Annotated in this window: 27 protein-coding genes; 5 read left to right on the top strand and 22 right to left on the bottom strand. The window is 51.0% G+C overall.

Annotated features, from left to right (window positions below; all coding sequences use genetic code 11):
• Nucleotides 1-4: 4 nt before the first annotated feature.
• Nucleotides 5-268: an excalibur calcium-binding domain-containing protein gene (locus tag JJU47_RS05530; RefSeq protein ID WP_228616910.1), complete on the bottom strand. Its 264-nt coding sequence runs from the start codon at nucleotides 266-268 to the stop codon at nucleotides 5-7.
• Between the two features lie 221 nt (nucleotides 269-489).
• Between JJU47_RS05530 and JJU47_RS14605 the strand changes: the two genes are divergently transcribed.
• The gene (locus JJU47_RS14605; protein WP_300997485.1) at nucleotides 490-639 is read left to right on the top strand and encodes a hypothetical protein; all 150 of its coding nucleotides are present in this window, start codon (nucleotides 490-492) and stop codon (nucleotides 637-639) included.
• 69 nt (nucleotides 640-708) lie between these two features.
• On the opposite strand, the gene JJU47_RS05520 is transcribed toward JJU47_RS14605, so the two are convergent.
• The 5 genes from JJU47_RS05520 to JJU47_RS05500 form a co-directional block, all read right to left on the bottom strand.
• The gene (locus tag JJU47_RS05520; RefSeq protein ID WP_228616908.1) at nucleotides 709-1,731 is read right to left on the bottom strand and encodes an SMI1/KNR4 family protein; all 1,023 of its coding nucleotides are present in this window, start codon (nucleotides 1,729-1,731) and stop codon (nucleotides 709-711) included.
• Between the two features lie 36 nt (nucleotides 1,732-1,767).
• Complete coding sequence (locus JJU47_RS05515) at nucleotides 1,768-2,232, bottom strand: GNAT family N-acetyltransferase (protein ID WP_228616906.1); 465 nt, start codon at nucleotides 2,230-2,232, stop codon at nucleotides 1,768-1,770.
• Between the two features lie 203 nt (nucleotides 2,233-2,435).
• Nucleotides 2,436-3,197 (bottom strand): hypothetical protein, encoded by a 762-nt coding sequence (locus JJU47_RS05510; protein ID WP_228616904.1) that lies wholly within the window; start codon nucleotides 3,195-3,197, stop codon nucleotides 2,436-2,438.
• Nucleotides 3,198-3,281: 84 nt separating this feature from the next.
• The gene (gene bglA / locus JJU47_RS05505; protein ID WP_228616902.1) at nucleotides 3,282-4,736 is read right to left on the bottom strand and encodes a 6-phospho-beta-glucosidase BglA; all 1,455 of its coding nucleotides are present in this window, start codon (nucleotides 4,734-4,736) and stop codon (nucleotides 3,282-3,284) included.
• A gap of 12 nt (nucleotides 4,737-4,748) precedes the next feature.
• A complete protein-coding gene (locus JJU47_RS05500; protein WP_228616900.1) occupies nucleotides 4,749-6,638 on the bottom strand; it encodes a beta-glucoside-specific PTS transporter subunit IIABC in 1,890 nt (629 codons plus the stop codon).
• A 161-nt stretch (nucleotides 6,639-6,799) separates the two neighbouring features.
• Here JJU47_RS05500 and JJU47_RS05495 point away from each other — a divergent pair, with 161 nt between their 5' ends.
• Complete coding sequence (locus JJU47_RS05495; protein WP_228616898.1) at nucleotides 6,800-7,510, top strand: GntR family transcriptional regulator; 711 nt, start codon at nucleotides 6,800-6,802, stop codon at nucleotides 7,508-7,510.
• Nucleotides 7,511-7,556: 46 nt separating this feature from the next.
• On the opposite strand, the gene JJU47_RS05490 is transcribed toward JJU47_RS05495, so the two are convergent.
• The 11 genes from JJU47_RS05490 to JJU47_RS05440 form a co-directional block, all read right to left on the bottom strand.
• The gene (locus tag JJU47_RS05490) at nucleotides 7,557-8,111 is read right to left on the bottom strand and encodes a suppressor of fused domain protein (protein ID WP_228616896.1); all 555 of its coding nucleotides are present in this window, start codon (nucleotides 8,109-8,111) and stop codon (nucleotides 7,557-7,559) included.
• 27 nt (nucleotides 8,112-8,138) lie between these two features.
• A complete protein-coding gene (locus JJU47_RS05485; protein WP_228616894.1) occupies nucleotides 8,139-8,600 on the bottom strand; it encodes an NUDIX hydrolase in 462 nt (153 codons plus the stop codon).
• Between the two features lie 27 nt (nucleotides 8,601-8,627).
• Nucleotides 8,628-10,001: a barstar family protein gene (locus JJU47_RS05480; RefSeq protein WP_228616892.1), complete on the bottom strand. Its 1,374-nt coding sequence runs from the start codon at nucleotides 9,999-10,001 to the stop codon at nucleotides 8,628-8,630.
• Entirely contained in the window at nucleotides 9,998-10,702 is a 705-nt protein-coding gene (locus JJU47_RS05475; RefSeq protein ID WP_228616889.1) for a hypothetical protein, read from the bottom strand. Before JJU47_RS05475 ends, JJU47_RS05480 begins: the two co-directional genes overlap by 4 nt.
• A gap of 13 nt (nucleotides 10,703-10,715) precedes the next feature.
• Nucleotides 10,716-11,777 (bottom strand): DUF58 domain-containing protein, encoded by a 1,062-nt coding sequence (locus JJU47_RS05470; protein ID WP_228616887.1) that lies wholly within the window; start codon nucleotides 11,775-11,777, stop codon nucleotides 10,716-10,718.
• A gap of 2 nt (nucleotides 11,778-11,779) precedes the next feature.
• On the bottom strand, nucleotides 11,780-12,703 hold the full coding sequence (locus tag JJU47_RS05465; RefSeq protein WP_228616885.1) for an AAA family ATPase: 924 nt from the start codon (nucleotides 12,701-12,703) through the stop codon (nucleotides 11,780-11,782).
• On the bottom strand, nucleotides 12,700-13,032 hold the full coding sequence (locus tag JJU47_RS05460; RefSeq protein WP_228616883.1) for a hypothetical protein: 333 nt from the start codon (nucleotides 13,030-13,032) through the stop codon (nucleotides 12,700-12,702). The genes JJU47_RS05465 and JJU47_RS05460 overlap by 4 nt, the downstream gene beginning before the upstream one ends.
• Nucleotides 13,033-13,636: 604 nt before the next feature.
• Nucleotides 13,637-14,128 (bottom strand): DUF3916 domain-containing protein, encoded by a 492-nt coding sequence (locus JJU47_RS05455; RefSeq protein WP_228616881.1) that lies wholly within the window; start codon nucleotides 14,126-14,128, stop codon nucleotides 13,637-13,639.
• The gene (locus tag JJU47_RS05450) at nucleotides 14,125-14,613 is read right to left on the bottom strand and encodes a DinB family protein (RefSeq protein ID WP_228616880.1); all 489 of its coding nucleotides are present in this window, start codon (nucleotides 14,611-14,613) and stop codon (nucleotides 14,125-14,127) included. Before JJU47_RS05450 ends, JJU47_RS05455 begins: the two co-directional genes overlap by 4 nt.
• 120 nt (nucleotides 14,614-14,733) lie before the next feature.
• Nucleotides 14,734-15,348 carry an Imm64 family immunity protein gene (locus JJU47_RS05445; protein WP_228616878.1) on the bottom strand — a complete coding sequence of 205 codons (615 nt, stop codon included), beginning with the start codon at nucleotides 15,346-15,348 and terminating at the stop codon, nucleotides 14,734-14,736.
• A gap of 64 nt (nucleotides 15,349-15,412) precedes the next feature.
• Entirely contained in the window at nucleotides 15,413-16,675 is a 1,263-nt protein-coding gene (locus tag JJU47_RS05440; protein WP_024370381.1) for an NCS2 family permease, read from the bottom strand.
• Nucleotides 16,676-16,958: 283 nt separating this feature from the next.
• Here JJU47_RS05440 and JJU47_RS14600 point away from each other — a divergent pair, with 283 nt between their 5' ends.
• Nucleotides 16,959-17,081: a hypothetical protein gene (locus JJU47_RS14600; RefSeq protein ID WP_300997474.1), complete on the top strand. Its 123-nt coding sequence runs from the start codon at nucleotides 16,959-16,961 to the stop codon at nucleotides 17,079-17,081.
• Nucleotides 17,082-17,294: 213 nt separating this feature from the next.
• Here JJU47_RS14600 and JJU47_RS05435 read toward each other — a convergent pair whose 3' ends face one another.
• The 5 genes from JJU47_RS05435 to JJU47_RS05415 all read right to left on the bottom strand — a co-directional run bounded on the left by JJU47_RS05435 (nucleotide 17,295) and on the right by JJU47_RS05415 (nucleotide 21,658).
• Complete coding sequence (locus tag JJU47_RS05435; RefSeq protein ID WP_228616876.1) at nucleotides 17,295-18,803, bottom strand: PH domain-containing protein; 1,509 nt, start codon at nucleotides 18,801-18,803, stop codon at nucleotides 17,295-17,297.
• Nucleotides 18,800-19,306 (bottom strand): PH domain-containing protein, encoded by a 507-nt coding sequence (locus JJU47_RS05430; protein ID WP_228616874.1) that lies wholly within the window; start codon nucleotides 19,304-19,306, stop codon nucleotides 18,800-18,802. The genes JJU47_RS05435 and JJU47_RS05430 overlap by 4 nt, the downstream gene beginning before the upstream one ends.
• A 74-nt stretch (nucleotides 19,307-19,380) precedes the next feature.
• On the bottom strand, nucleotides 19,381-20,052 hold the full coding sequence (locus JJU47_RS05425; protein WP_228616872.1) for a WGR domain-containing protein: 672 nt from the start codon (nucleotides 20,050-20,052) through the stop codon (nucleotides 19,381-19,383).
• A 27-nt stretch (nucleotides 20,053-20,079) separates the two neighbouring features.
• Nucleotides 20,080-20,502 (bottom strand): hypothetical protein, encoded by a 423-nt coding sequence (locus JJU47_RS05420; RefSeq protein WP_228616870.1) that lies wholly within the window; start codon nucleotides 20,500-20,502, stop codon nucleotides 20,080-20,082.
• A gap of 112 nt (nucleotides 20,503-20,614) precedes the next feature.
• Nucleotides 20,615-21,658: an FUSC family protein gene (locus JJU47_RS05415; RefSeq protein WP_366511940.1), complete on the bottom strand. Its 1,044-nt coding sequence runs from the start codon at nucleotides 21,656-21,658 to the stop codon at nucleotides 20,615-20,617.
• 222 nt (nucleotides 21,659-21,880) lie between these two features.
• Between JJU47_RS05415 and JJU47_RS05410 the strand changes: the two genes are divergently transcribed.
• The gene (locus tag JJU47_RS05410; RefSeq protein WP_228616866.1) at nucleotides 21,881-22,501 is read left to right on the top strand and encodes an NAD(P)-dependent oxidoreductase; all 621 of its coding nucleotides are present in this window, start codon (nucleotides 21,881-21,883) and stop codon (nucleotides 22,499-22,501) included.
• A 4-nt stretch (nucleotides 22,502-22,505) separates the two neighbouring features.
• Nucleotides 22,506-25,892, top strand: coding sequence for a dynamin family protein (locus tag JJU47_RS05405; protein WP_228616863.1), 3,387 nt, complete (start codon nucleotides 22,506-22,508; stop codon nucleotides 25,890-25,892).
• Nucleotides 25,893-25,902: the final 10 nt, after the last annotated feature.

Genomic DNA, 25,902 nt, shown 5'->3' with positions numbered 1-25,902 from the left:
TCTGTTATCGTTCACAAGCGATGCCGTCTTTATCCCGGTCTTTCGTGATGTTTGCTTGATACAGCGCTGCATCGACATGCGGTTTAAATTTTGTTTTTCCACCTACATTTTTGACGGTCTTGTTTTTTGCGACTCCGCCTTTATACGTTTTGTTTAACTCGGTGCAGTTCTTGAATTTCTTGGCAGCGGCATCGACGGATGACGTCGGGGTAACGCTCATCGTGAATAGCGCAATCCCTGCGACGGTGGCATAAAGTAGTTTCTTCATCGACTCTTCCTCCTTCTTAATGAGCGATTGGTGACAGTGTTCTGTTTCATTATAGGAGGAGTTATCGGTAATTACCTGATTTTTAAAATGAACGACAGAAGGCAATCCGTTATGGACTTGTTTATTTTGATGCAAGACCGGGCCCTCCCGTTACTGCTGCGTCGAACCTGTGGGCAGTTTTTCCGAATACTTGGCCTTTCCCAGAGACGCTCCAGGAGACGATGGCCAAGACATATGCCGAATGGTTGCCGACGTCTGGTTATGAGCTAGCCGACTTACCAAGCAGCTCGTTCACGAAGCATGACGGCCCGTCTATAGCGAAGTCTGGATGGCGGGTAAAGAGAAAAAATTGGAAGCGACATTTTAAATAGGAGAACCCCTTAGTAAAGAACATACTCTTTACTAAGGGGTTCAATCTGCTTTATAGCGAGTCACCTGACCTATTCATTAATGGCTATTGTATCTTTAATAATATGCAGAAAGAATTCCTCAAATGACAGTAGACGTTCATCGTGATCATAATCTTCTTCTGGGACGTTCGTGTTCCTGTACACGACACTCGGCTCTCCGTTCACCTCGTTATCAAGATCAAGGCAAGCATAAAAGTCTTCTAAGTCGTCATAATAAACAGCTATTAGATTTTCTGCCAGCCCATATTCATAGTCAGTCGGATGATGAAGTTGTCGGTTAATTTCAATCAATTCTTCATCCTCCAAAGAAAAGAATATATTCTCTCCGAATAGCCCTCCCCCGAACTCTTTCAAGAACGTAGCGTAGCTCCCTTTAAATGTTACCCCTAGTTTGTTTTCGATAGCTATAACTTGTTGATTGGTATAGCCACTTCCTAACTCCGAAAGCTCAGGGTGCTCAAGAATCAATTGTTTCGCCTGTTGATATGAATCTTGTGGAATACTATGCGAGAGAGGCTTCGAAAGCCGAGCGTCAACGTCCGGTCTTTCCGTAGTACTCATCTTACTTGAATAAGTAGAAACGGCGCTTCGACAAACTTCATAAAACATCTCTGTGAAGGAATCTTCTAAATACTCTGGCCCAATCGGTTCAGGTGGATAGACACTAATCTTCCTATCTATTCCATTCTCAACCCTTGCACTCGTATCCATACAAATCATGGATAAATCAAACTCACCTTCTTGAATCCCGAATAAAGACGAGGGCAACGTCGGAACGAACCGTCTCATAAGCTCTTTGTTGAACTCTTTCGTTTGAGAAACGATATCGTATGTATTTTCTTCAGGAGAAATCCCCCAGATGGATTCATCTTCCGTAATCAAGTAGCTATATTGCAACAAGAATTTTCGATACATCGCTGGGAACGTCACTCCAAGACTCTTTTCTACTTCATCGATGTCAGTTTCAGATGCTCCAGGTCCAACGGTAAATGCGTTCGGATATTTCTGTATCATCTTTTCGACTCTTTCGAATTTTGATATGAGTTTGCTCATTTGTTTCCTCCTTTTTAATAAAAGATGAGCTATGATTTATACTCCCATCTTCTTTACATAGTCAATCAATATCAGTTTATGATTGACGTGATGCTGTCCCTGTCGTTTGTAGCCAAGCTTCTCATAGAAATGATGATTCCTAGTATTCAAATGAGGCGTATCCAGAACCCATTCTTTAGCGAGAGGAAATTGTGCCTCAATTAGGTGAATCAATTCTGTTCCGAAGCCTTTATTTTGATACTGTTTCGATAAAAAAACTCGATTCAAACGATACTTCCCGTCACCGTTATCGCGTACGTCTGCTCCACCAGCAATCTCTCCATCAATCCAGATGGTGTAATGAATAAATAGTTGAATTTTCTTGATTAGACGCTCGATCGGCTCGTTGACGGGGTTCGTCTCATAATCTTCGTAGGTGATTAAATCTTCTTGAAAAGCTTCTTTTTGTATATCTAACAGAACAGCTGCTTCATGTATCGTTGACCGTTTAAGGGATAACATTGTCTGTCTCCAATCGTATGTAATATAGCGTTGCAAGTCATGTCCATTTCAGATTTATATCATTTGAAATACGTTTTCTTTTGGATGCATATTTCGAGGATTAAATACAATGCATCAGCGTTCTGTTTGGCTTCTACTTGGATAGTATCTTGGATGATATCGTGTAAAAACTCAGCATTTTTTATTCATCTTGTTTCTTCTCCTTATACTCGTGCTCGTTTATAGATGTCGATGTCCCCACTTCTGAAATCGATGCGTGCGTTCCAGTTCCGGACGTCAGATTGAATGACGAACACATCGTCTGACTCCCAACGACTCGTCCCGAAATATAATGAGAACGCGTTAAAGCTCGCAATCTCCTCAATCACCTTCGTATGAAACAGTCTTATCCCTTTTTCGTACCCTTCAATCCAAAACGTCGCACCGGTCACCGAGACGATCAATTTGAAAAGCACGATCTGATTGCGTTTTTTGTTCGCTTTCGGCGTCTTATTCAACAAGACGACCAACTTATAGTCGTTCATTTCAATCTGTTTCAGGCAATGCTCGATGATGTCAGAAATCGGCCGTTCTGTGCTGATCATCTGTTCATCTAACAATGGCACGAGCACGTCCCGAATGACCATCGCGAACTGGTGAAACTTCTCTTTCTCCTCTAGCATCATCACATACGTCTCGTAATCGAACGTCTCATGCGTGAACTCGTGTGTCACTCGTTGATGATGTGTGTCATCAAACGTATGTATGTTGTATGTATGATGTGTCTCAGCATAGATAAGGTTGATCCCTATCACATCAAGGTCTCTGAAACGAATGTCCCCGCTTTCCATGAAACGTGACAACGCACGTGATAGCAATTCTTCAAAGACGTATGACGAGTGAACCGCTGTGATGTGTTTCTTTGCCCAGTTCCGGTCACGCTGCGCGTTTACCCTCGAATCTAGGCGAATCGTGATGTGGCTCATCTGATCTCCCTCATTTCTCTCACTTCTTCATTATACAAAAAACTCCTTTTGACAATCATTAAGATCATCAAAAGGAGTCTGAGATTACTTTACCGGTTCGTACGCGAGCGCTTCCCCGTTCGTTTCAATCACGTGTTTGTACCAATCGAACGAATCTTTTTTCATCCGCTCCATCGAACCATTGCCTTCGTTGTCACGGTCGACGTAAATCATGCCGTAGCGCTTCTTCATCTCGCCCGTCGTGAACGAGACGATGTCGATGATGCCCCATGGCGTGTAGCCGATCAAGTCGACACCGTCATGGACGACCGCTTGTTTCAACTGTTCGATGTGCGCCTTTAAGTAATCGATGCGGGCCGCGTCGTGAATCTTCCCGTCGACGATCTCATCGACAGCACCGAATCCGTTCTCAACGATGAAGAGCGGGATTTGGTAACGGTCATACAACCGGTTGAGCACGTAGCGGAGACCGACCGGATCGATGGCCCAACCCCAGTCGCTCGACTTGATATACGGGTTCTCGACGCCGTTCGGCAGACCGCCGTTGACGATGTCGCCACTGTTATCGGCAACGACGTCACTCTTCACGGTCGTCGACATGTAGTAACTGAAGCCGAGGTAATCGACGGTCCCGTTCCTCAAGATCTCCTCGTCCCCGTCAAGGAACGGAATCGTATAGCCTTCCCGCTCGAACTCATTCAAGGCGTAGCTCGGGTAGACCCCGCGCACTTGCACGTCCGGGAAGAAATAACGTTGGCGCATCATCTCTTCAGCGAGCATGACGTCGTCCGGGTTCGACGAGAACGGATAGATCGGCACGTGCGACACCATCGCTCCGATCTCGAAGTCCGGGTTGATCGCCTTTCCTTTTGAGACAGCGAGAGCGCTCGCAATCAATTCGTGGTGACCGGTCTGATACATGACTTCACGCGCGTTTTCCCCTTCTTCGACGATAACGCCTGAGTTCGTCCATAAGAAGAGCGGGTTGTTGACGTCCATCTTGTTGTTAATCTCGTTGAACGTCATCCAGTATTTCACCTTATCTTTGTAGCGGTCAAAACACACCTCGGCGAAACGGACGAAATGGTCGACGACTTTACGGTTGCGGAACCCGCCGTACTCACGCGCGAGGTGGAGTGGCATCTCGAAATGCGACAACGTGATGATCGGTTCGATGCCGTGCTTCAACAGTTCGTCGAACAAGTCGTCATAAAACTTCAGACCGGCCTCGTTCGGCTCCGCGTCGTCCCCGTTCGGGAAGATCCGGCTCCAGCCGATTGAGGTACGGAGGCACTTCAAGCCCATCTCGGCAAACAAGGCGACGTCGTCTTTATAGCGGTGATAGAAGTCGATGGCCTCATGGTTCGGATAAAACTCGTCTGGCTCGACCTTGTCCGTGATGCGACGCGCGACGCCGTGGGCGCCTGCTGTCAACACGTCAACGACGCTCGGTCCTTTGCCGTCTGCGTTCCAGCCGCCTTCAAATTGGTGAGCGGCGAGCGCGCCGCCCCATAGAAAGTCTTTCGGTAATGTCTTCATTGTAGTTCCTCCTTAATTGTTCACAACCGTGAGCATCGCTTGTGTTGAATCTGTTTTTTGGTTTGGTTGGACGAGCACATCGGCGTATGTCGCGCTATTCGTCACGATGACCGGTGTGATTGCTGAAATGTTGTGGGCAGCGATCATGTCGCGGTCGAATGACGTCAACACATCGCCCGCTTTGAAACTGTCCCCATCGTTGACGTGCACCGTGAACGGTTTGCCGTCGAGCGTCACCGTATCGAGCCCGATATGAATCAAGAGCTCGATTCCTGAGTTCGAACGGAGACCGATTGCATGCTTCGTCGGTGCGACCATGACGACCGTCCCATCGAACGGTGCAATGACTTCATTCCCGTCTGGTTCGACGGCATAACCTTTCCCCATCGCGCCGGAGCTGAACACGTCGTCCGGAACATCGGTCAATGTGATGACACGGCCTGAAAGCGGTGATGTGACTGTTTCTTCTTGAACGACCGTCGCACTCGCTTCAGAAGCTGCCGGTGTCGCTAATTCTTCGTTTGCCTGTTTGGCCGTATCTTCCCCGAAGCCGAAAATTTGAATCAAGACGACCGGAAGGATGATGGCAATCGCCGTTCCAATTAACAGTCCCCAAATCGACGTCGGTACGTCTTCACTGATCCCGTTGACGAGTGTGAGCGGACCTGGTAAGCCGGCGTAGGCGAAGTAGTACGGGTTGAAGAAACTCGCGACGATGGCACCGGTCGCACCCGAAATGCACCCGAAGATGAACGGTTTTTTGAAACGGAGCGTCACACCGTAGATGGCAGGCTCGGTGATCCCGAACAGACCGGTGATGCCAGCCGAGACACCAACTTTTTTGATTTCCTGACTTTTCGCTTTCAAGATGACACCGAGTACGGCACCGACTTGGGCGATAACGGCGATCGTCTGATAGGCCTGGAACGAGTCCCGCCCGTATAAGTCGAAGTTCGCGAGCACCATCGGCGTCACACCCCAATGGACGCCGAAGATGACGACGACTTGCCAAAGTCCTCCGATGATGGCACCGGCGAGCATTGGTGCGTTCTCCGCTAAGAAGTTATACCCGTTCGCGATTCCGACCGCACCCATCGTCGTGATCGGTCCGATGACGAGAATCGTGAGCGGCACCATGAGCACCAAACTGAAGAATGGGACGAACAAAGGACGAATAACCTCATTCATATGCCGGTTCAAGAACCGCTCGACGTAAGATAAGATCCAAACGAGGAAGAGCGGTGGTAAGACGGACGAGGTGTACGTCGTCCCTGATAAGGCAAGACCGAGGAAACTGATTGTCTCCCCTGACGTGATGCGTGCCGCCATCTCGGCCCATGTCGGACTGACTAAGGCGGCACTTGCCGCGACAGCGATGAACGTGTTCGTCTTGAAGTGTTTCGACGCGGTGATGGCAATGAAGATCGGTAAGAACGTGAACGGTGCCCATGAGATGAAGCTGAACACTTCGTACGTTCCTGTCTCGGCAAAACCTTCGAACAATAAAGTCGTTAAAATGAGTACCCCTTGCAGAATCCCGGCTGCGGCCAAAATATAGATGAACGGTGCGAACACCGCGGACATCGTTGCGATGATCCGGTTGAGGACCGTTCCCTTGTTGCCCTCGTCTGTCTCGTTCGTCTCCATCTTCACGAGCTTCGAGAACTCCTCGAACACTTCCCCGACGTGCTGCCCGATGACGACTTGGAACTGTCCGCCCGTCTCGACGACCGTGATGACCCCTGGCATCGCCATGACACGCTCTTTCGCTTGCGGGTTTGACCGCTTCAACACGAGGCGAAGCCGTGTCGCACACCGTGCCGCATTGATGACGTTCTCTTCCCCACCGACCGCATCTAAAATGTCACGAGCGAGCTTTGAATAATCCCGAACTTTACTCAATTGAAAATCCTCCTTTGATGTAACGCTTACATTTTGTACACTCTTACTATAATTGTACCGGTACAATTAATCAAGACCGATATAAAATATTTGTGTGACCATTTTTCTAATGCCCGTATGATATAATACAGATATCATGACAATGTAGAAGAGGGACAAGGATGCTAAAATACCAACAGATTGCAGCAGAGATTGAGCAGTACATTACGAATCAGGATTTAAAACAAGGCGATAAGCTGCCCGTGCTCGAGCAGTTGATGAGCCAATACAGCGTCAGTAAGAGCACTGTCACGAAAGCGCTCGAGTTGTTGGAACGCCGCGGTGTCATCTTTCAGTTGCGCGGGAGTGGAATCTTCGTCCGGCGTCATAATCGCCCGGGTTATATGAGTCTGTTCTCGACGCAAGGGTTTAAGAGTAACCTCGGCGACCGCGTCTTGACGTCGGACGTGCTCGATGTATCGGTCACGAAGCCGAGTGAAGACGTCGCCGAGAACTTGGGGATTGGTGTGTCGGATGACGTGTATCGAGTCGAACGGGTCCGTTACGTCGACGGGGAAGTATTTTGTTACGAGGTGTCGTATTATTTGAAGGCGATCGTGCCGTATTTGAACCGGGAGATTGTCGCCGACTCGATCTTCGACTACGTCCAAAGCGCGCTCGGTGTCACAATCGGCTTCTCCGACATGTACATGCAGGTCGGGCGATTGAACAAGACAGAAGCCGGCTATCTTGGCCTGCAGACAGACGACCCGACACTTCGCATCGAGACAATCTTCCATCTGACGAACGGGAAACCGTTCGACTACTCACGCATCACCTACCATTACGAACACTCCCAGTTCGTCGTTCAGGCGAACGGACCGTACATGTGAAAACACCGCTCGACGCGATTTGCGTGGAGCGGTGTTTTTAGGTAGTTTAGACGAGCGGTTTACGTTTCAAATCCAGTAGCGCATCATCCGTTTTATAAAGTAATTCGTTGAATCGTTCTGCACCATGCGCTTCGATGAACGCTTCTTCGGATGGGTAGATGGGAATGAACCAGACCGGTACAACCGTTTGTTCGTCCCCTTCATACGCATGAAACGATTCATCAAAATAAAAAGGTGTCGCCACATAAATCGAGGAGAATTTTAATCGTTTGAAGACGTTCGGAGGGAGTTCAAAATATTCGCCGAGGTCGAAAGCGTGATGTGTCTCAAGTGCATGCGTCGTTAATTGCCACAGTAACTCAAGCACGTCTTCATACGCAAGTTTTTGTTTGAAACTCAACAGCAGCTCTTGATGTGTCTGAGTCTCATCCTCGTTTTGCAGCGTATGCCAGTGAAGGCCTAGCGTCGAGATGGTGAACGCATCGGTTGCAGGACTGTCATCAAACTGCAAGAACTGCACGGCCTGTTCTAACAAATCCTCTGTCTCGAATTGATTCGTGAACTCTCCACAGTGGGATTCTAAATGCTCTAAATAATTCATTATGTTTCCAACTTTCCTCATAGATTCTTACTTTACTATGGGTCCCTGTTCTCGATTCACCCAATCCATAATAAACCTCTCTTGGTGGCTGTTCAATGTTGGAAGTTCATGGCGTGAGAAAAAACGATGCTCGTGACTCTCTTCTCCTTCCTGCGCAAGTTCTCCTGAAAATCCCGTCGCATGAAAGATGACTTGTACACTAAAGACTTGATCTCCATTTTCGTAAGAAGCATATCCTTCTTTTCCTGAATATAGCCCAAACAAGCTTAGCTGACTGACTGTAAGACCTGTTTCTTCAAACGTTTCGCGTTGTGCTGCGCTCTCGAATGTTTCACCAGGTTCCATGACACCACCCGGGATTCCCCAAACGTCATGATCTTTACGATGCTGAAGCAAAATTTGATCATTGTGCTCGATTATGACGCCGCAACCGACCGTCATTAATAAGTTATTTCCAATGAGATTCCGCATGTCCTGTATGTAGTTCAATCTATTTCCCCCTTCCCATTATGAATTTCAAAACCGCTTGATTGAACCGTTCACATGATCAAGAAAGTGATACACGTCGTTTGCATCGTGTGCCAGTACGAAGTTTCCGAAGATATGAGGATGATACTCTCCGATGAACGTTTCAAGTGTCTGTACAGACGTAAGGGATGAGAGGGACTGCCAAAACCGTTTTGCTTTCGGAATCTCTAGTTGAGGCAACAACCCGTCTTCAATCAACTTCTTCCAGTCGTCATCATGAAGCGTCAATCGATACACTTCCTCCCTCGGGCCGAACGTTCCTCCGAGACAGAACGTCAACTCGATTGGAAACACACCCTTTGTCACATGGTGAAAGAACGTCTCGTAATCCGCTGTATCGATCGATTCAACGGATTCAATAGTCGTCCCTTGAAGTGTCAGCCCCTCACGGTAATAGCTTACCAACCAATCCGTTTCATTTGAGAACGTGACGACTTCTTCGCGCTGGTCGTCACAGAAAAGTGTCAGCCATGGTGCAATATCCTCATGATTATAAACGATTCCGGATGTGACAAACTCCTCTTTTAAGCGTTCAAACGAGAAACGATGTCGCTTCGGCAACCGTACTGACGTCTTTCGTTCGACGCGTAACGGGAACGCTGCGCCAGCAAGATGTCGGTAGATTAGATGATTTGTCTCTTTCTCTTTTAATGCATCGCTCGGCAAAATCAGCATCTCTGTCTGATGATAGATGATTCGACACGGTTTCACGTCCGGCTCGTTCCCGTAGTCCGTAAAACATGTCGCGAGCGCGTCCGCCGCCTCAGGCAATCGCCGCTCTAACTCCGTCCAACCGTAAAACTCAACGATATCCGGCAATCCGCTCTCATCGGTGATGGCGTCCCAAAATGCGTCCCAGTTCATGCCATAGTGCGAAGGGAATTGTAACTGTTCTTTGAATAGTCGATGTAACTCGGTTTCCGCCGCGATGTTCGAGACATCTAGTGTCACACGAGTGACTCGTTCATTCTGTTGACACACTTCGACCGGATGCATCCAGACATACACCGTCTCAACGACCCCAGATGGTATGACATCGACATAGACGGCTCTTGTGAACGGGTGCAAGACGAGGAATCGCAATATCGTCTCATTTGTAAAGCCTTCATCGATTTGTAAGTCATCCGGATAAAACGAGAAGATGTCGGCAGCTTGTCGACGAATCGAACGATACACGTCATCAAGCGTTTGGTCATAAACTTGGTCGAATTCATAACGAGCCACTTTCCATAACGTCACATCGTTCGAAAATGATAAACTCTCCGTCTTTTGTTCAAATTCATCCGTGTGCACCGCATGTCGACGCAGAAATAAAGCCGTGGCCGCATCGACTTTATGCAACCACGGACGTTTCAAATTCATCTTTTTCCTCTCCTCCGGTACAAAAGATAACCGAGCGGGAGCCCCGCCAACAACGCGAGTCCAAGCATCCAATACGATGTCGGCTCTGTCGTCTGAACATCACCTGAACCACTAGTGAGGGCATCCTCCGTGGAACCTTGATCGTTTGAACGTGTCTCGACCAAGAGTTTCTGATACATCTCGAGCGTGATCGTGTCTCCTTCGATGAACCGTTTCGCATCGGTCGTCAAGGCGGTCAACGTCTGCCCATCATAGTCAAACCAGGCGTTCTCGCGCGCGGAATGGACCAATGTACCGGACACATCAGCTAAGGCAATGGCCAACTCGTCACCATACCCGAACGTGGAGAAGGCGAAGAGGCCTGGCTCTTGCTCGTACGTCCCGATGACATTTCTCGGCTCCCCATCTTGTAGGACGGCTGATACGTACTCCTTGCTCGAGACGAACGTACACATTTCGTCCGACGAATAACAGGATTGTTCGGCGATCATCACTTCATGGAGCGGACCGAACGAGATGGCGCGACTTTCCGTCAAGTGATAGTTACCCGGGTCGTCTCCTTCGATATGGTCGAGGACGATCGACTCGAAATGTTCTTCAGCGAAACGCTCCGCGGATCGTTCTGTCGACGCCGCAGCTGCGGACGTAGCAGCGAGCGCGAGGGACAAGGCTAAAGCAAATGTTGTGATTAGGCGGAACATGTTGTTTCTCCTTTCAACCGACAGACATCTGTTTGAGAAGTGACGCGTCAATCCGAATCAGTTCCGCATGGGGATGTTTTTGTCGGTCGATGATTTGGTCAAATCGTTTCGAGGCGACGAATCGATCGGATTCGTGAATCCACGCCAAACGCACGAGGGCGAGGCGCAGTTGCTTACGACCGTCACTCATTCGCAGGTGATCAATCTGATTATCGGCATCGAGCCGATTGATGAACAGTTCGACTTTACAATCTTCCTTCACTAAATAGGATACCAAATAAGCGGCTTGTTGAATCAGTTCCTCATAGCGCGCGTGAAGACCGTTTCCGAGCGGCCCGCTCAAGTCGAGCACGAGCGTGAACGTATCGAGGTTTTGGCGTTGATACACTTTCGCCTGTAGCTTCCCTGTCTTGGCTGTAGCGACCCAGTCGATTTGTTTGACCGGCTCTTGCTCATATCGTTTTGTGCTTTGAATCATCAACGGGTCGTTGAGTGGTGAATGCTTGACGAGTCGATCCCCCATGCGCAACATGCGTGAGTCGAACCTGTTCTGTCTCGTGATGGATGGGAGGATGATCCAGGACGGAAGCGTATGATCTGTGACGAAGATGGTGCCGAGCCCAAATGGGAGTCTGAACTGAAGTGTACATTCATCGATTTGGACGGGCCCGCGCTGTTTCGCGTGGATCGGAAGCAAATAGGTCGATTCAGCACGAAGTGGAATGACATGTACGTGCTGATCTTCGTCAAACGTCAAACCGTGTCCCGTGACCAGGCGGACCGATGCCGGGATTCCGAGTTCTTGGAGACGCTCGATGCCTGTCACTTCCATCTTGAGCGTGACGCAATCATTCACGAACAACAACTGCTCCTTTTGATGAAATAACAAGCTTGTCGCCTCAACAATTTTCTTCGTCAACCACTTTCGTACGAGCATCAACCCTAAAATCGCGCCAGACAGATAAGCAAGCGGCCAGACGTACGGGAACCAAACGAATAGGACGAGGATACTCGTGTAGGCCGGCCAAAGCTTTTCATCTAAGAGGGATGGTGTACTTACTTCGACCTGACGCATCTTCACACCTTCTCGACTGGGACGTCGACTCGCTCCAAGATGTCAGTGAGGACTTCCCGTTTTGTCGATTTCACGTCCCCTTCGAGCGTGAGTGTCAATCGGTGCGCCAACACATGCGTCGCGACGGCTTGGACATCTTCCGGCGTCACGAATTCTCGTTCCTGGATATAGGCATAGGCTTGAGACGCCTTGACGAGGGCGAGCGTCGCCCGAGGGCTGGCCCCGACTTCGACAAGCGGATGGTGTCGCGTCTCTTGGATGAGCGCGAGCAGGTAGGTCACGACGTCCTCATGGATACGGACAGCTTCAACTTCTCCCTGTGCTGCTAAAAATGTCTCGGACGACATGAGAGCATGTACGACGTGCCGCGTTTTTGAAATCGTCTGTAGAATCAACTGCCGCTCCTCCCCCGCTTCAGGGTAGCCGACTTGAAGGGACATTAAGAACCGGTCGAGTTGAGCGTCCGGCAAAGCGAACGTCCCTGCCGATTCGATCGGATTTTGTGTCGCGATGACGAAGAACGGTTGCGGCAGTTGATACGTGACCCCGCCAATCGAGACTTGCCGCTCCTCCATCGCCTCAAGCAAGGCGGATTGCGTTCGTGGCACAGCACGGTTCACTTCGTCAATCAAGAGGATATTCGTGAAGATCGGTCCCGTCCGATTTTCGAACGTCTGCGTCTGCACGTTAAAGAAATCTGATCCGATGATGTCTGACGGTAGTAGATCGGCCGTGAACTGGATGCGTGTGAACTCAGCCTCGAAGCTTTTCGCGATGCTTTTCGCAAGTAATGTCTTCCCGGTACCTGGCACGTCTTCTAACAGAATATGTCCGTTCGCGAGTAGCGCCGTGCAACAGAGGCGCGTGATTTCAGGTTTTCCAAGATAAATCTGGTCCAGTTGTTCCAATACGCGTTTGATGGTCATGGGGTAGACTCCTTTTCTAAGCGAAGTAGGTAGGCATCAAGCTGTTGTTTAAACACTTCTTCACGTTGTGGCGTGATTTCGACTTGGTCATAACGGATCTCTAAATAGCTCAGTAGTGAGGCGTCGAGTTGGATGCGTCTCGCCCAGGCGGACAACGTCTCGAACGGACGTCGTCGTTGTTGTGGCGGCAGCGCTTGTTCGAATTGAATCAGGTGTTGCCGTAATGGGGAATCCGGCAGCGGATGGACGGGACGTTTTGGCTCTTCGATCGTTCCATCTGAATTTTGATTTGGATGAATCCTCTCGTCTGTCGGAACGGCTTCCCTCACTTTTTTCCTCAAGCGATGCCTGCGCCACATCCATGCGCCAATCAACAGAAGGATTGCACTGAGGATGTAAGGTAACGGGAAAAAGCGATTGACTTCGTCATTAGATGGTTTACCGTATGACGGAGACAAGTCCTCCCGATTTCCTCTTGGTGTGCCGCCTTCCTCATCCGATGGTCCAACAATGCTTCCACTTCCAGAAGACTTAGACGCAGACTCTTCGTCAGTGCCACCTCCGCACCAACGATTCGTGTCAACCACTTCGATAATCCCAAACAACTTTCGTTTGTCGTGGCAGTCCGTCACCCAACTCGTGATAGGGCTCCCGGAGATGTCCAACCCTTTGTAATATGTATATGCGACCTGACCTGAGAATGAAATGAGCGCGACAAACAGAAAGGAAATCAAGACTACTGATATAAAAAGAACTTTGGCTTTTCTCATGTGACGGTCCGTACGTGAATATGTAGATTCGACTGCATCCCATTCAACAGCTCCTTTCATTCAAAGATTCCATTTAATCCTTTTTATGGAAAAAGTAATTGATAGGATTATAGCATACGGATTAATGGAATATTCAGTTTTTTTCACAAAAAAAGTTGCCCGCTTATTGAACGAGCAACCAGACTTCTCCGCTATGTATGTTATCCTCCTCTTGAATCATCTCATGAAACCGACACACCTCGATATCCGCCGGAAGGTTGAATCGCTGTAAGCACACAGAGTCGACTGACAACCGCGTCCATGTCTGCTCTGAAGTATCCCGATCCATAAACGCCTTCAGTCGTGCATCACTTTCGAATACGAGAAGTTCGGACTGCCAAAGCGACGGCAAGTCGATCAAGACGACGACCCGGTACCGCTCCTGTTCTCGGAGGCGCACAAGACGTAAGGCCCCCTTTACCATCGCCTCGATGACGGCGTGCTGAATCCGGCTATTCTCCTCTATCGACAGCAAGAACGGTTGATCGATCGGAATCTTGTTATGCCAATACCCGTCATGAAACGTTGTCGGGAACGAATCGGTCTGTTCGCCGACATACAGGCGCAACCGTTTCAGTCTTCGTCTGACACCGCGTACTTTCGCTCGTCTCTTCAAGATGTTCTTCCCAATAGGACGTCGACTTGCTGCTGGTGGTGCCTGTCATGCTCGATGAACTCGGTGACGATATAGGCAAGTGTATACGGGACACCCTGATGCGGGCAATGAGTTGCTCCGTTCGCGGTCGTGTGTAGCGTCAACGTCTCTTGACGCAATGACTGAAGCGCTTCGACGAGCGAACCCCGACTCGTTTTGGCTAACTGGAGCACTTTTTCTCCCGAGAGACGCTTCGCTTTTTGGGTCGCTCGCGCGTTAAACGAGTCGAACTCCGGGAAAATCATCCCTTCCCCGTTCTTGACGGCCGGGATGATGACGTTCAACAGATGGTTGTCCCAATGGGCGATGTGCAAGACGATTGCTTTGATTGACCATTTGTCGGTCGCAATCGAACTCTCCCACGTCGATTCATCCAATTCCGTTAGCGTGTTAAGCCATTTTGTATAGGATGCAAACTCGTCGATGACGTTTGAAGTGTTCGTCATGAAAGTGTCCTCCTTCGGTTATAGGCTAAGAAAATTGTATCATGTTAAATCTCTTTTGTTCGGATCAAATAGCTCTAAGATTCCCCAATCATAAAATACTTGATAGAGGCGGTTGGACCTCTATGCGTCTAAAGAAATGGACAGCTTCTTTTTCGATTGTCGCGTCATCCCATCAATCGAGATTGAACCGTAAGTGATGGCGACACCCTCTGGAGATGGGATAATCGAAAGGGGAAACATATCTAACCAGTTCGCTGACGTCGGAAACGAATCTGGTGCCCAGTCGAGCTCCATCTCGTGCCCTGCTACTGCATAGGCATACGGTATGCGTTGATACACGTCTAAAAGCAGTCGTTCGATACTGGTCGTAATGCTCGCAATCGATTCTGTATCATTTGTGTCTGTGAACACGTCCTCCCAATCCAAATCAATGAGCAGCCCATCAAAATTGAGTTCGTCTTTCAACGACACGGTCACGACTTGATTGATTCGACCGAATCGATTGGTCGTTAGCGTGACCGTGCCATAATATCGAATGTGAGACAAGTCGGGATTTGCGTCTTTCGGTTCAATCGCCACCCACTCATTCCCGGCCTCATCATTGCTATAAGAAATGCGTGTGATTCTCCCACCCGTTATCATCAACGCTTCGCAAACGATGCGAAGATTTTGATCCCGTCCGTTTCCTTTTGCGAAAGCCATCCCGATTGAAACGAACCCTCCTGATTTCCCCATCGAATCTCCCCCTTTGTTTTCATCATACAAAAAAACGGCACCGTATACACGGTACCGCCCTATCTTATAGCCAGACTGGTAAAGAAAAGAAAACCAAGAACAACACGGTCAAGACACCGACGACCGGACTGAGTGACCGGTAGCCCTTCTTGAACAAGACAATCATCGTGTAGGCGATGAAGCCGAGCCCGATGCCATCAACGATGGAATACGTGAACGGGATCATGATGATGACGAGAATCGCCGGGAAGGCGTGCTCCCAATTGTCGAGCGGGAGATGCTTCACGTTCTGGAACATCATCATGCCGATGATGATCAACACCGGCGCAATCGCCGTCACCGGGATGATCGCGAACAGCGGCAGCAACAAGAGCGAGACAACGTACAGCCCTGACGTGACGAACGAGGCGATGCCGCCCCGCGCCCCGACCGAGATGCCGGCCGCGACCTCGACCGTCGACACGGTCGGGCTCGAGCCGAATAAGGCACCGGCCATCGTCGACAATCCTTGCGCGACGAGTCCTTTCGGTGCGTCTGCATCTTTGCCGATGGCGCGCGTCTGATTCTGGATCAGGCTGATGTTCTCGATCAACAACACGAGCGTCAACACGCCGACGGCGACGAGGAAGAGTGGCGACATCGATTCCGTGAACGAGACGCTCCCGAACACGGTACCGAACGACTCGAAGAACGGTGTGAGCGCGAACTCACCTGTCCAGTCGAGAGTACCCATGACAGCGCTCAAGCCGACCCCGAACGCAATCGTCCAGAGGAAACTGCTCGGTCCCATCTTCAAGAAAAGCAGGATCGCGACGAAGAGCGTCAGGAACGCGACCTGTACCGGCCGTTCCCCGAGGTCTCCGATGTGGAGCAGTGCCCCACCGCCGCCCGAGACGATCCCCGCCGCCTCGAGCCCAATCAAGATGAGGAACAGGCCGAGCCCGACCGTCAATCCGTCATGAATGATCGGCGGGAACGCGTTCGCCAGTTTCCTTGCCACCTTTGTCACTGTCAACAGGACGACGAGCGCCCCCGAGACAAACGAGACGGCGAGCGCGCCTTGCCAGCTCAGTCCCATCTGCAGGACGAGCGTGTACGTGAACAACGCGTTGATGCCCATCCCTGGTAACAGGAGCAGCGGCAAGTTAAAGAGCCCTGCGATGAACGTCCCGATGATGCTTGTCAAAATCGCTCCGACGAGCGCTCCCTCGAACGGGAGTCCGGCTTGTGTCAAGATTGCCGCATGCACGGCCGGGATGTATGCTGTCGCCAGAAAGTTCAGCACGCCCCCGTATGTTTCTGTTTTCCATTCTGTTTGTTTTGCCATAGGAATCAATCCTTTGTTGGCACCCTCACCCACCCATGTGGTTACACACGAAGCTGATTATATCCCGTCTGACTTCCGACATGCAACACTCTTGTAGTTCAATTCCATCTTTGGACCCAGTGCTGAGACGACTCCATCTAAAGGTTCATTTTATAAAACAAGAACAAACGTTCTTGTTTTTAGCATCTTTTTTGCCCTGAATCTGCTATAATGAAAGGGCAGGTTAACACAGCAATAGTGGGGTCAGCCGTCAATTCCGCAATGGAGGAAGGCGGTGGTGCGGATGGAACAACTGTGGAATTGGGTCGGCGATTACGTAATCGTCCCGATCCTCGCTCCGATCATTGTTCACTTGGTCATTCACCAATCATCCGATCGTGCAACGTCTGAACGCACAAAAAAATGACCCCCTCGGCGCAATGAGATGGGTCACTTTCTGATTCACTAACCATTGTGACGGCTGGGCCACTCTTAAAGTGGTAGCCTGTTTGACAGAGGTCGGTGTATCCAGCACCGGTCTCTTTCTACTTGCATCATACCATATCTGTTCCCAGTTTTCAGTAGTGGAAACACAAAAACCATGAATTTGACGTGACATACAAACACGACCAGGCTGACGTCAGCCTGGTCGTTTCGTGTCTTGTTCAACTGTATAACGTGAGAACCAGGCGAGCATAGCATCGGCCTCATGTTTTGGAATGTCTTCAATCGACTCGATTGACAACAAGCCGCCCCGCGTCGACAAGGTGACGTTACAGAGGCCAAAACGGCGTTGCAGCCAGGACTGGGTCACATGGATTTGTTCGATGCGTGGCTTATCTGTCACGAACGAGCGGACGTTGAACGCGCCTGTCCGTAATTGGATGAAGGCGCCGTTCCGCGCATAGCGGGTCGTGTAGTAGCTGAGCACGCGCCCTCCGATGATGAGCGACCATAAGAGGAGGAGCCACCAGGCAAAGTCACGGAAGAAATACAGGACGATGCCGGTGACGATGACGCCGAACCAGCTGATGCGCATCAATTTGATCCCCAACGATTTTTTTGGTAAACGATGGAGCGTGTCGGCCCAGGCGAACTGGTTGAAGTGTTCGTTTAGCACCGCCATCGCCTTGTCCCGTTTGACGAACGGGAGGATCGTCGACGACTCGTCTTTCAATTCTTCCTGGGTACCGGCTGCGACGAGTTCGACACCGATGATGTTGAACCAGCGTCGGATGAACGTCTCTTTGATACGGATGGCTTGAATCTTCTCATATGGGATTTCTTTGGCCGACCGATTCAACAGTCCTTTCTCAACACGGATCCGGTCGCCTCTTCGTTCGAGGAGAAAGTTTCCATACTTCAAAAAGTTGATCACCATACCGATGGCGACCGAGAGAAGTAAAATCGCGAGCACGAGCACACCGATGGCAATGATCGAGGCGCTGATGACCCAGTCCCCGATTTGGTCGACCGTTCCATCAATGCTGATAAAGTCATCGATGTACGTGATGATCGTTGAGGCGACCGGGAAGATCGCGAATACCGACAGTGACGTGAGCGAGGCGATGAGGATTTCGCGTGTCGACAACGTGTACAGACGAACGCCTTTCGGTTTCTCGATTGCGGCCGGTTCATCCGTGACCGGTTCATCGGTCTCGCTCGGCTCGGCCGCAACTTCAAGCCGTCGACGTCTGGACTGATCCAACACGTCCTCGAGCCGTTTCGCCTCACTCGGGAAGACGCCTGCGAGCTTGAACGAAGCGTCATCGCTATTCGCATTCGTGTCGAACGTCAATTCGGCGACGCCGAGAAGCCGGTAAAAGAACGGGCTGTTGGAATGAACGCTCTGAATCTTATAAAGCGGTAACGATTTCTCTTGCTTCATCCAGTTCCCTTCGATGACGTACATCGTCTTCTCGTCCAAGGCGTACCGGAAATTGCGCCATCCAAAAAACTTTTGAATCAAATCGAAGCCGATGAAGAAAAGCACCCCGACGCGGAGGATGATTCCAAAGGTCGTCTCCCAATCGTTGTTTAAGACGAACAAGATGACAATCGGGATGGCGAACGACTTCAATATGTCGACAATCCGTAGCAACAGCACGCGTTTCGGGAGGCGATGCCACGTGAGTGACGCTTCGCTCATACGACATCCTCCTCTTCAATCCGGGCGTAGACGGCGATCTGTTCCCGAAGCGTCTTCGCGAACGACTCTTCAATCGCGTAAATCTCGTGGGACCCGGCCGCTGTACCGATCGTGATCGTCTGCAAGCCGTACTTTCGGAGAAGCGGTCCTTGTTTGGCATGCACGTATTGCACTTTCGTCATCGGGATCAAGACGTCGTGTGTCGTGATGATCCCGTGATGCAAACGAATCTCGAGCGGTTGGACGAGATACGTGAAGCGTTCTTGTTTCCACTTTTGGAAGACGATGATATCGACCAAGCTATATATCACATCGATCGCGAGCAATACGAACGCGGTGATTTGAAGCCAGCTCGGCCAGTCGAACCAGACGGCCGCGAATGCGAGCGCCCCGGTGACGAGGAATCCAATTAAATAAAAGATGGCACTCGACAAGCGGAACACGGTCCGGGCCTCGACGGGCAACTTCCCGCTGATTGTTGATGGTGTTTCAAGTTCTGACATTGGTGTTTCCCCCTATCCGTTCGGACGTTTGTCCGTCTCTCTCTTCAGTATACGCCGTTTTTCTGAAAAAAGTTTCATTCTAAGACGGGGAAAGCGGCGAGTTGCTCGTTGATTAGTCGAAACCGTTGCCTTTCCTCAGGCTCGACTTCCTCGACGATGGTGGTTAACGCTTCTTGGGCGGAACGTTTCAGCGGATCCGTGATATGCCCGGTCAGTTTGATTGAGGCGAACGCACTTGCGAGGATGACGACGTCACATGCGAATCGGTCCCCGTTTTGCATCCAGTCATCCGGCGTCGAGATGTCTTCTTCGAGCCAGTCTGAAAGAATCGCATACGCCCCTTCCAGAAAATCGACGTCTCGGTCTTTTCGAAGCGCTTCTCCGAACATGTCGAGGACGTCGGCCCCTTCGTCGCTCCCGAACGGGGCAAACTCGTCCGTGCAGTCCAAATAATAGTCTTCATGGAAATACTGCATGAACGCCGGGTGGGCCGTCAGCGGATGCGGCCCGACTTCCGGGTCGTCCACGTACAGATGTGTGTCCCAGTCATACTCGACTTCAACATAGCCTTTCTTCAGTTTTTGACGGACGAGTTTGTCCGCTTCCTTCTTACATTCTTCCGCCGTATCGAACGACTTTAATTGGACTTTCCCGACCGTGTCGCGTTTGCCGTATTGGACGACGAACTCGTCCGTGCCGACACGAATAATCCAGAATTTGGTGTTGTGTTGTAAATGCATTTTCATAAAAAACCTCCAAAATCATATATGAGTTCAGTCAATTGTGGGTAAGACAAAGAGACGTTTTCTGGGTTTAAACGTTAAAATTTCTTCATGACGCTCTCCTTTCTCTTCCACAGAAATTCGTAGCGTGTAAATACTGTCTGGATTCGGTTCGGCACCTAAAAATGCGAACTCATACGAGTTACTTTGAAGCATCTCAATCGGATCACCTACAATCTCCCCGGTAAGTTGGGTATCGTTTTCATAGAATGATAGATTGACGATGACGCCTTCTGACTCATCCCACTCCACCTGACCCGCCCACGTCTCTTTTAAAGAATGTGAAACCGTATAAACTGCATCAAACTTTCCGTCATTTGAACTCGCAACGAGCTTTGGCGGAAGGGTGAGTGAGATAATCATCCATGTTCCTAATAAAAGCGTAACAACACCAATACTTACTTTCTTGTTCAAAAATATTCCCTCCTCTTTGTGTTTCTGATACCTTTTACATTCAGCAGCAACTTTATATATTCCTTTTTATTCCATAAAAAAAGCCAAGCCGCTTCTGCGCCTTGGCAATCCGTTAATCTTCAAAGAACCATTTCTTGCGTGGTTCCACTTTCAAGTTGTCCCCATGCTTTTTCATCTCTGTGATGAGGTAGCGTTCGAGCTCGTTCATTGCCTTGACCCAGTCCGTCATCGTTGCGACGAGCGGGACGACGGTCAAGATGAGGTCTTCCTCTTCATCCCGCATCTTCTCAATCATCAGTTTGGCGAAATCGAAGTTCTCATGGATGAGATCTTCTTCCCGGTCGATGATATGCTCGTTCTCGAGTTCATACGCCGAGAACAGCCGTTCATGACGGCGCAACAAGTGCCGAATGTGACGTAGCAATTCTTCTTCAAGTTGTGGCGGCAGATGTTCGATCGTTAAATAGTCGTCGTGAAGCTTGTCAAGAACGTGGATGGCGGCACTGTTCGTGTCGATCATCTTCGACTTGAGGACGGCCCGACGATAGATCGGAGTCTTCTTCTCGAGCCAGCGGTTCGCTTTGATCTCTTCTTCAAAATAATCATATGTCGTCTTTGAGCTACGATGTTTCTTTTTCGTCTCTTCGAGCGACTCAAACGAAGAACGTCCTCCGTCCGTCTCTGAGAATAGGCGCGCGATGCGGACGGCCATTTGGAATACCGTCGTGATCTCGTCCTCGAGCTTCCGCTCATAGCGTGGCGGGAACAAGAGCGCGTTGACGAGAAGCGCGACCGTGATCCCCATCATGATGAGCAAGTAACGTTCCCCGGCGAACATCCAAATCGGCATTTCCGATTGGCTCGCCCCTTCCATAATCAAGATCGTCGTCAAGATGACGGTCCGTGTCGTCGATTCAAGGTTCAAGAACAGAAGAATCGAGATGGCGATGATGATGACGACGCCGATCGCGATTGGCGTTGGGTTCGGTGTCAACAGTAAGGAGAAGACGGCGAGCAACGCCCCAATCAAGTTCCCTTTCATCTCTTCTAAAAGCCGGACACCGGTCTGATATACCGACGGCAGTAAAGCGAGTGATGCGGCGAGTGCCGGGACGACGATTTGTTCAAATTGAAACGCTTCAGCAATCAGTAACACCAGGGCGACAGAAATCCCGGTTTTAATCGTTCTAGCTCCAAATCTCATGCGGTGTCGACAGCGAACTGTCTTCCTCCCTTTTACACGTCTTCTTTTTTTGTATCCCACTTGTCAGCGAGTGAAACATCGAAACGCATGAAGCCTTGAAACGCTGTTTCGAGAGCGCTTCCGTGGTATGATGGCGTTGGATATTTTCTTTCATCTTGATGGGGAGGGGTTTACTTGTCAACCATTGCTTTATTCGGAGGGAGCGGCCGCACGGGGATGCGGTTGCTCGAGAAATTAGTAGAAGCCGGTCATGAGGTGAGACTCTTGTCTCGTCAACCGATCGAATCACGTGAAGGCGTCACGGTCATATTAGGGGATGCGACCGATCAAGAGGCAGTCGTCGAGACGATCAGCACAGCAGACGTCGTCTTCTCAGCGCTAGGGACCGATAAACAAAACGTCTTGTCCCGTTTCACTCCGCTCGTGATTGACGCGATGCGACAACTTGGCGTCACACGCATCGTCACGGTCGGGACGGCCGGCATCCTGCAGGCCCAAGGCACCGACGCCTATCGCTTCCAGACACGGGAGTCGAAGCGCTCGATGACCACTGCGGCCGAGGACCATGCTCATGCGTATGAGTTGCTCGATGCTTCAGGTCTCGACTACACGGTCGTCTGCCCGACACAGTTGATTGACGAGCCGTCAGTCGGCAAACTCGTCATCACTCAAGACGAGCTCGGGACGCTCCATTCCGGACCGATCTCACGCGATGACGTCGCCGACCTCGTCCTTGACGTCTGGCAAGAAAACAAATATGTAGGACACCGCGTCGGCATTACGACGGAATCATGAGGGGATGGGGACTTTGAACGAACAACGTATGCGCCTCGCGCAATTGACCGACCTGTTTGAAACGCAAGATGAGACCGATATGGCCCGTCTTGCCTGGACGGCACTTCGTAAAGTGACACGTGATGAGATATGGATCGCCGTCTGCGGTCACTTCTCCGCCGGAAAATCGACACTGCTTAACAACTGGCTAGGAGACGGCGTCTTGCCGACGAGCCCGATTCCGACGAGCGCCAACATCGTCACGCTTCGAAGCGGTGCGACGGGGGCCTCGGTTGCCATCAATGACACGGATTGGATTCAACTCGAGGCAGAGGGACTCTCTCGGTTGAGCGACTATTGCAAGATTGAGGAAATCAAAGAAGTCGAATACGCCCTGCCCCGCTTCCCGTTCGGGGACGACGTCGTCTTGATGGATACGCCAGGCATCGATTCGACCGATGAGCGCCACCGTCAGGCGACGGAACGCTCATTGTTCCTCGCGGATCACTTGTTTTTCATGATGGACTACAACCACGTCCAATCAGCACAAAATATTCAACTCATGAAACAGTTTAGCGCCGAGGGACGTCCGTATTCAATCATCATCAACCAAATCGACAAGCATGATGAGAGCGAGTTGTCGTTCTCGTCATTCAAACAGACGCTCGCGGCAGCGTTCGCACACCACGACATCGAGCCGGATGACGTATTCTATATCTCGCTCCGTGATCTCGACCATACGGAAAACGAAGTGCCGCGGCTACGGTCATACGTCGAACGAGTCATCACTACAGCAAGGGACAATCGTCTCGAAAGTGCCGAGCAGTTGACGGACACGCTCCTCGCGCGTTCGGAACAGATGTACGTCCGTTCACTCGAGCAGTTGCCCGATGTGGAGAAACATCCGACCGAGATTCAGGCCCGCCTGCAGCGACTCGAGAAAAAACACGTCTGGCTCAGTGCGTTCCGCCGCGAGTTCTTCCGCCACCAGGCCCCAATCGTCGCCAGCGCCCCAATCATGAACTACGAGTTCCGTGAACTGTTGCGGGACTATTTGGAAAGCTGTGTCCCGACGTTCAAGGTCGGCCTCTTCTTCTCAAAAGACAAGACGCGGCAAGAACGGTCGCGCCGTGAAGAGATCGCCGTCAAAGAGTTCAACCGCCTGCTCGACACGAACTTGCGCCCGCACTTAATCAAATACGCAGAAGACATCATTCGCGACTTGAAGTTACCTGAAACGGCACTCGCCCGACCGGACACGTTACCAGAAGCGCCGGCCACGCTCATCACCGACCAAGTGAAAAGCGGCGCCTCGCTTAGCGGGGACACGGTCCTTCAGTTCAGCCGGGACATCGAGTCCGCCCTCGCCGCCTGGGTGACGAAAGCGTCCGACCCGTGGGTCACGTCGGTCGAAACGTATCTCGAGACAGACGGTGCGGATCGGCTTGAACGAATCACGACCGAACAAGATTCGCTTTACGATATGTTGGACACGCTCGGTATGAGACGTCGCCTCCTTGAGCGACAAGCTTCACTTCGTGCTTTTACCGAACGAACACTATTGACGGAACGAATTGAGGAACTCGAAGTCCGTCACTACGTCGATGTCGAACATTTACCGAAGCAACAAAGCGCCCAGCAGCAACAAGAAGTTGCACCGACGGCGATTTTGGATGATACTTTTACGACTTTTTTGTCTGATTTTTCTTATGAATATGCGGTATGTGAAATATTAGAGAGCCATCCACTGTTCACGTCCCGGGTGAAGTCGCTCCGCCGCAAACTCGAACGCGCCGAATCGGAAACATACACGCTCGCCATCTTCGGTGCGTTCTCATCCGGCAAATCGTCGACGTTGAACGCCCTACTCGGCGAGACGGTGTTGCCGACGTCGCCGAACCCGCTCACCGCCTCAATCACGAAAATCGTCCCGCCGAACGGACGGGCGCACAAGAGCGCCACGATCACGTTCAAATCGCGCGACGAGCTCGAGACAGAACTAAACAGTTACGGGACGACGCTCGAGACGCTCGCACTCGACCATCCGTTCGTGAACGCGGTGAAACACGCCCCACTCCAACATCTCGGAACGTCGGAGACGGTCGATTATGACACGTTCGCCTCGTTCGTCACGGAAGAAGCGAAGAGTTGCATCGTCAAAGAAATCGAGCTGTACGTCGACTCCCCTTGGGCCGAGCGCGGCATCATCTTCGTCGATACACCGGGCGCCGACTCGCAGTTCAACCGACATAGCGAGGTCCAGTTCGGCTATATGCGCGACGCTGATGCGGTGTTGTTCGTGACGTATTACAATCACGCCTTTACCGAGGCCGACCGTGAACTCGTCATCCAGCTCGGACGTGTCCAAGGGACGGGCGACCACCAGATGTTCTTCCTCGTCAACGCCTCTGACTTGGCAGCGGACGAGACAGAACGGGATGCCGTGACCGACTATGTGGCCCAGCAATTGACGAAGCTTGGCGTGAGACACCCTTCCGTGTTACCGATCTCGAGCCGAAACGCCATGAACGGGCGCGACGAAGGATTCGACCGCTTCGCTGAACGGCTCGGCCAGTTCGTCGACCACGACCTGCGCCAAGCGAACGCGCTTCGCATCAAGGAAGAGACGGCCGCACTCCTCGCCTCGTTCGAAGAGGTCGTTCGGGAAGCAGACGCCGACGCGAGTGTCAAAGCGAAACGTCGCGAACGACTCGAACGGTTACAAAGTGGGCAAGTTCTCCCGGTCACGTCACTTGACGCACCGTTCGCCCGGGAAGCGAAGGAGCTGCTTGCCCACCTCGAGACGCGGTCGCTCCTGCGCTTGTCGGACTTCGTCAAAGAGACGTTCCATCCGGTCGAAGTGGACGGTTCGAAGGCGAGTCTAGAACGCGCCCTCGTCCGCACGCTCGACAAGTACGCTTATGACGTCCATCAAGAACTCCAAGTGTTCAAATATCGGCTTGAGAAGTTTTTGAAGAACGAGACGGCCCGACTCATCGCGCAAGAGACTGAGAAGTTACGTCCGCTGTTGCCGACGTTCGCGTTCGACGAGGACGTGACGATCGACTGGCTGCGTGACACGGTCGAGACGGTGTCGTTTGACCAAACCGCTTTCCGTCCGGTGTTAAAACAGTTCAAGAACACGAGCCAGTTCTTCGAAGGAGACGGCCGGACGATGCTCCGGGACGACTTGAGCGCACGCTTGCGCCTTGCTGTCCGTGAACAGCTCGAAGCAATCGGTGCCCGAGAAATCGAACGGACGTCTCGTGAGCTCATCGGACTCGAGGAAAGCCTAAGTGCCGCGTGGAACGATGAAGTGCGTGAACTCGTCTCCGGCGAGCTGAGCGTCCTCTCAGACGGACAGTCGTTCACGGACATGAGACAGCGCCTCGGAGCGCTCGGAAAGGAATGAACGCATGGGA

This window comes from Exiguobacterium sp. (genome assembly GCF_020832205.1).
In the GTDB taxonomy this organism is placed as follows: domain Bacteria; phylum Bacillota; class Bacilli; order Exiguobacteriales; family Exiguobacteriaceae; genus Exiguobacterium.
Note: the sequence above shows the minus strand (reverse complement) of the source record. Positions and strands in the feature narration are given on the sequence as shown.

What these genes read in the sequence shown, in the direction of transcription:
- JJU47_RS05530 (WP_228616910.1), bottom strand. Translation starts at nt 268, where the DNA reads ATGAAGAAACTACTTTATGCCACCGTCGCAGGGATTGCGCTATTCACG.
- JJU47_RS14605 (WP_300997485.1), top strand. Translation starts at nt 490, where the DNA reads ATGGCCAAGACATATGCCGAATGGTTGCCGACGTCTGGTTATGAGCTA.
- JJU47_RS05520 (WP_228616908.1), bottom strand. Translation starts at nt 1,731, where the DNA reads ATGAGCAAACTCATATCAAAATTCGAAAGAGTCGAAAAGATGATACAG.
- JJU47_RS05515 (WP_228616906.1), bottom strand. Translation starts at nt 2,232, where the DNA reads ATGTTATCCCTTAAACGGTCAACGATACATGAAGCAGCTGTTCTGTTA.
- JJU47_RS05510 (WP_228616904.1), bottom strand. Translation starts at nt 3,197, where the DNA reads ATGAGCCACATCACGATTCGCCTAGATTCGAGGGTAAACGCGCAGCGT.
- bglA (WP_228616902.1), bottom strand. Translation starts at nt 4,736, where the DNA reads ATGAAGACATTACCGAAAGACTTTCTATGGGGCGGCGCGCTCGCCGCT.
- JJU47_RS05495 (WP_228616898.1), top strand. Translation starts at nt 6,800, where the DNA reads ATGCTAAAATACCAACAGATTGCAGCAGAGATTGAGCAGTACATTACG.
- JJU47_RS05490 (WP_228616896.1), bottom strand. Translation starts at nt 8,111, where the DNA reads ATGAATTATTTAGAGCATTTAGAATCCCACTGTGGAGAGTTCACGAAT.
- JJU47_RS05480 (WP_228616892.1), bottom strand. Translation starts at nt 10,001, where the DNA reads ATGAATTTGAAACGTCCGTGGTTGCATAAAGTCGATGCGGCCACGGCT.
- JJU47_RS05475 (WP_228616889.1), bottom strand. Translation starts at nt 10,702, where the DNA reads ATGTTCCGCCTAATCACAACATTTGCTTTAGCCTTGTCCCTCGCGCTC.
- JJU47_RS05470 (WP_228616887.1), bottom strand. Translation starts at nt 11,777, where the DNA reads ATGCGTCAGGTCGAAGTAAGTACACCATCCCTCTTAGATGAAAAGCTT.
- JJU47_RS05465 (WP_228616885.1), bottom strand. Translation starts at nt 12,703, where the DNA reads ATGACCATCAAACGCGTATTGGAACAACTGGACCAGATTTATCTTGGA.
- JJU47_RS05450 (WP_228616880.1), bottom strand. Translation starts at nt 14,613, where the DNA reads ATGACGAACACTTCAAACGTCATCGACGAGTTTGCATCCTATACAAAA.
- JJU47_RS05445 (WP_228616878.1), bottom strand. Translation starts at nt 15,348, where the DNA reads ATGGGGAAATCAGGAGGGTTCGTTTCAATCGGGATGGCTTTCGCAAAA.
- JJU47_RS05440 (WP_024370381.1), bottom strand. Translation starts at nt 16,675, where the DNA reads ATGGCAAAACAAACAGAATGGAAAACAGAAACATACGGGGGCGTGCTG.
- JJU47_RS14600 (WP_300997474.1), top strand. Translation starts at nt 16,959, where the DNA reads ATGGAACAACTGTGGAATTGGGTCGGCGATTACGTAATCGTCCCGATC.
- JJU47_RS05435 (WP_228616876.1), bottom strand. Translation starts at nt 18,803, where the DNA reads ATGAGCGAAGCGTCACTCACGTGGCATCGCCTCCCGAAACGCGTGCTG.
- JJU47_RS05430 (WP_228616874.1), bottom strand. Translation starts at nt 19,306, where the DNA reads ATGTCAGAACTTGAAACACCATCAACAATCAGCGGGAAGTTGCCCGTC.
- JJU47_RS05425 (WP_228616872.1), bottom strand. Translation starts at nt 20,052, where the DNA reads ATGAAAATGCATTTACAACACAACACCAAATTCTGGATTATTCGTGTC.
- JJU47_RS05405 (WP_228616863.1), top strand. Translation starts at nt 22,506, where the DNA reads ATGGGGACTTTGAACGAACAACGTATGCGCCTCGCGCAATTGACCGAC.